General features: G+C 42.3%; 6 protein-coding genes and 1 pseudogene. 2 read left to right on the plus strand and 5 right to left on the minus strand.

Translation table 11 applies throughout. From position 1 onward, the window contains the following. Position 1: 1 nt before the first annotated feature. Positions 2-1,079 (plus strand): annotated as a pseudogene (locus QT984_RS29520) (IS4 family transposase). A gap of 33 nt (positions 1,080-1,112) precedes the next feature. Here the strand turns inward: QT984_RS29520 and QT984_RS29525 are convergent. The 5 genes from QT984_RS29525 to QT984_RS29545 form a co-directional block, all read right to left on the minus strand. Then, positions 1,113-1,430: a helix-turn-helix domain-containing protein gene (locus tag QT984_RS29525; RefSeq protein WP_333058634.1), complete on the minus strand. Its 318-nt coding sequence runs from the start codon at positions 1,428-1,430 to the stop codon at positions 1,113-1,115. Between the two features lie 452 nt (positions 1,431-1,882). Then, on the minus strand, positions 1,883-2,443 hold the full coding sequence (locus tag QT984_RS29530) for a hypothetical protein (protein WP_333058633.1): 561 nt from the start codon (positions 2,441-2,443) through the stop codon (positions 1,883-1,885). Next, entirely contained in the window at positions 2,434-2,697 is a 264-nt protein-coding gene (locus tag QT984_RS29535; protein ID WP_333058631.1) for a hypothetical protein, read from the minus strand. Before QT984_RS29535 ends, QT984_RS29530 begins: the two co-directional genes overlap by 10 nt. Beyond that, a complete protein-coding gene (locus QT984_RS29540) occupies positions 2,698-3,207 on the minus strand; it encodes a hypothetical protein (RefSeq protein ID WP_333058630.1) in 510 nt (169 codons plus the stop codon). Next, entirely contained in the window at positions 3,204-3,560 is a 357-nt protein-coding gene (locus QT984_RS29545; RefSeq protein ID WP_333058628.1) for a hypothetical protein, read from the minus strand. Before QT984_RS29545 ends, QT984_RS29540 begins: the two co-directional genes overlap by 4 nt. Positions 3,561-3,834: 274 nt before the next feature. Here QT984_RS29545 and QT984_RS29550 point away from each other — a divergent pair. Beyond that, the coding region (locus tag QT984_RS29550; protein ID WP_333058627.1) for a transposase family protein at positions 3,835-4,039 on the plus strand (205 nt) is incomplete at its 3' end.

Here is a 4,039-nt window from a genome sequence, read left to right on the forward strand (position 1 = left end):
AATGCAGTTCACGCTTCCGTTGACGCTCTACCTATTATCCTCTCTGGATAGCACTTTTACAAAATCGGGATGCTCCCAAATTGTCAAACGGTATCTCGCCCATTTACCCAAAGATGATTATCCAGTTTTAGATAGCTTCACATTTGTCTCCTGCTGGCTAGGGTTTAGTTTTGACCAAAGTCTGGATACTATGCGTCCCCTATTTTCCCGTTTAAACAGTCGAGATATTTCCCTAGATATATCAACTTTTTCCAAGGCTAGTAAGCAGAGAGATATTGATGTTTTTGTAAAAATATTTCAAAGATTACAAGCCGATATAAAACGTCAATTAATTAACAAAGATTGTCTCAGCTTATTCCCTTTAGATTCAACGATAGTTACCTTGACAAGTAAATTACTATGGCAACAGGAATACCATCAAGTAAAATTATTTGCTGGAACGGACAATGAACGGGGAATAATTGATGGAGTACACATTCATTTTGGTCAAGGTCATGACAGTGAGCATTGAGATGAAACTATAGCAGCCACACCTCAAAATGGAGTCGCTGTAATGGATAGAGGTTTTTCGAGTTCGGAACGCGTTCAAGCATTAATGAAACAAGAAAATCAATATTTTGTACTACGAATTAAGAATAATTCTACTATCAACATGAAGGAGGATTGAACTTATGAAGTGTGGAGTGACAAACGAAAAGTTCAAGTAAGATTAGTGACTTTTTCAGATTTAAAAACCCGAACTGAATTTAGGTTTGTCACTAATTTACCTAACTAAATCAGGAGAATTAGCATACACCAAGGTCGAAATTGGAGAAATTTATCGCAGACGATGGCAGATTGAATTGCTGTGGAAATTCTTAAAAATGCATTTAAAACTGGCTCGTATAATTACTAAAAATACTAATGGAATCAAGATCCAAATCTATGCCTGTTTGATTTGTTATTTATTGCTTCAGTTAGTTGAAGTTCCTGATAAAATTGGAAATAAACTCTTAGACAAATTACGATATTTGCAGGCTTTTATGTGTGAGAAAATCAGCTATATTCACTGGTTTAAGGAACTTGTTTTCAATTGCTGAAATCAGCATTTTATAGGATTCGTATGTCTATTTTCAGAATTCTATCAATAAGCGTTCAACACTTCTGGTCGCTGCTATTTCAACTGAGAACTTTTTTGGGCGACCGAAAACCTGCCTATTTTTTAACAAATTTTCCAGACCGCCCTTTCTATATTGGGAGAGCCAGCGATGAATCGTTGCCTCACTTTTACCTAAAACTGCTGATACTTCCCGCACAGTTTCTACTTGTTTTAACTGAAATAAATAAAGCATTTGGACTTTATTATAAGCTAGGATTGTTTTTTGTTTTTTGAGGATTTCTCGTAAGTTTTCTCCAGATTCGGTAATCTTTATATGAGGACGACCAGACATTGTAATTCTCTCCTTTACTTTTTACACAAGTCTATCACATCTTTAAAAAAATGGTATAACCCCGATTGTCAGCAAAGGATTAGGGAAAAATAGTGAAGGCTCAGGGCAACTCGACATCGGCGGCTTCGCTCTACAACCTTTTAGCCATAAGCGCTTGCTCTACTCCCCCTGTCAGCCGCAGAACGTGGATTTCATTTCAAACAAGCGCGTTCACTAATTATAAGAGACAGTAGTAGCTCAGGTGATGGTGCAGTCGCGTAGTATAGGTTGCCAAGGGTTTGTGGCTTGCAAAAAATACCGCTGTTCTACAACTGTGTTATTTGCTTGGAAACCCTACGGGTTTCCAAAATCTACATACGTACTGCATCTATCTACATATGTGCTGCATAGTGCGAAACCCTACGGCCTTCGGACATCTACATACGTGCTGGATGTGTTTTGCTCAAAGTGTGCTACGCTTCGCCCTCAAACTTGCTCAGCAGTTCTTGCAATTTCACCTTACCGTCTGCGAACTTTCTCCCCTTCATCTTGAGAATATTCTCAATAATCCAAGTATTAGTTTTGCCCACTTCCCGTGACTTACAGATTTCCGCATACAGCGATTTATCTAGGGGAGTTGGCTCGGAAGCGGTAGCTAAGGTAGTCACTTCCGGTTCCGGTAAGTCCGCGCTGTATATAGCCTCCAGCGCTTGCCGTGAAGCTTCCAAGTCTTCCCCTGGGGAAGCTAATATCGCCTCAGCTTCCTGTTGGCGCTGCTGCTGACTTACATATGCGCTGACGGCGATTTCATCCACCACATCAGCAGTAATTGCCCTGGTCTTCATCGCTTCAATCTCACTTTCCTCTGCCAGTTCGCGGGCAATGTTACCAGCGGACACTGCACAGGCAATTGCAGCACACAGACTCACCCCTTGCAGTGCTTTGTGAATGTCTAGCTTTTTGTCTAGTGCTGCTAGTGGAATTAACCACAGCACGACAGAGGACGCGCTCAACACAAACAGTTTTAGCTGCATATAAACACCCCTAAACCAATCAGCAGCATCGCTAAACCACCGATTAAAAGCGCCTGCAAGTCGGCGACTGAAATCTTGAGCAACTTGCTCAGGGAGTAATCAAGCAACCAGCTCAACCCCCAAGCAATCGCAATTGCTGCTAATAGGAATAAAACCGCTTTCATTGCCATCGGATGCAGGCTCGCTATCCACCCTAAAAGGGAGAAAGCGACGCATCCGGCAACGAAGTAGTTAGCCAGATACATCGCTTTCATTTAGTTAGTCCCTCCTGTCAACTTGGCTTTAATTTCATCAATGCGAGCGCGAGCATCATTCTCAGCTTTATCAATCCCCAAGCCCAGACGAGCGTAACCGGGACGCAAGCCGTGTAATTTCTTGGCTAAGCCAGCATCAGCGCGCTTTTTGCCTAGTTCGTTCTCAGCAACCGCCCCCTCATATTTCCTGTGCTCCTTGTGTACGGTTTTGTCGGCCGCTTCAATTTTTCCTAGTGCCTTGTAAGCGCGTTTAGACTGCCTTGCACCGTCTGTTTTCTCTTTTGCCAAGTCCTTCATTGCGTCCGCTTCTTCTTTGGTAAAGTAGCGCGGTGCTGGCACAACTGGAACACTACGAATGCTAGAGAAGTTACCAGGATTTAATGGCGTGATAACGTTTGTGTCAGTGCTTGCCAGCACCTTAGATTTGTCGATTGCGTGTCCGCCGTCATTGCTGCTAGCTAATTGGTTGTTATCAGATTTACCGCCGAATAGTCGCAGTTGTAAGCTCATAATTTTGTCCCAATTTGAATGTTGATGCGGACTGGGGAAGGCAATAGATTGAGTGGGTTGATTTGTCGCCACATGGACATTGCCAGCACAAACACCCCCGCCGATGCGAGTACAAGTGCAATGAGTTGAGAGAGGTCAACCCAGTCTAAAAAGGTGGAATTTTGGCGGGTGAAACCGCACACAGGGAATGAACCGTCGTTAGTCCATTCGAGGGTGTCTACACTGTCTACATCCTTTGTATCAAGCGGTTCGGCTGCTGTGTCTACAGTGTTTAGCACTGTGTCTAGTGGTGTGTCTGGCACTGTGTCTAGTGGTGTGTCTGGCACTGTGTCTAGTGGTGTGTCTAGCACCATTCCTCACAAGTTAAGCTAAAAACACTGTTGTCAATGAGTAATATTACTCATTTTTTACCGAAATACCAATTAAAATATGACTCCATTTGTTCATTCATTATTGAAAAAAAATTGTTCGGGACTTCTTTGAGTTCCAGGGAAAGGAGAAATAATTAGCCTGACATGAGGTTTTCATGCTTAGCTTAACAATCAGGGTAAACGCATCTTAATTTCAGCCTAAAACATGATAAGATGAAGTATTGGGCTAAATCAAGTGCGTAATTAGGTGCGATCGATGGCGAAAGGGTTTACTTCGACTTTAACTGCCCAACAAAAAACAATAGGTGTATCGAACCCGACACACTTATTGAACGCTTGTTTTTTAAACCATTTTGGAACCTTGACCGATCCAAGAATAGAAATAAGTAAGCAGCATTTATTAATAGATATTGTAGCAATTGCGATTCTAGCTGTCATCAGCGGTGCAGATGGATGGGAAG

This window comes from Microcoleus sp. Z1_B2, from assembly GCF_036700325.1.
Classification (GTDB): Bacteria; Cyanobacteriota; Cyanobacteriia; order Cyanobacteriales; family Microcoleaceae; genus Microcoleus.

What these genes read in the sequence shown, in the direction of transcription:
- QT984_RS29525 (WP_333058634.1), bottom strand. Translation starts at nt 1,430, where the DNA reads ATGTCTGGTCGTCCTCATATAAAGATTACCGAATCTGGAGAAAACTTA.
- QT984_RS29530 (WP_333058633.1), bottom strand. Translation starts at nt 2,443, where the DNA reads ATGCAGCTAAAACTGTTTGTGTTGAGCGCGTCCTCTGTCGTGCTGTGG.
- QT984_RS29535 (WP_333058631.1), bottom strand. Translation starts at nt 2,697, where the DNA reads ATGAAAGCGATGTATCTGGCTAACTACTTCGTTGCCGGATGCGTCGCT.
- QT984_RS29540 (WP_333058630.1), bottom strand. Translation starts at nt 3,207, where the DNA reads ATGAGCTTACAACTGCGACTATTCGGCGGTAAATCTGATAACAACCAA.
- QT984_RS29545 (WP_333058628.1), bottom strand. Translation starts at nt 3,560, where the DNA reads ATGGTGCTAGACACACCACTAGACACAGTGCCAGACACACCACTAGAC.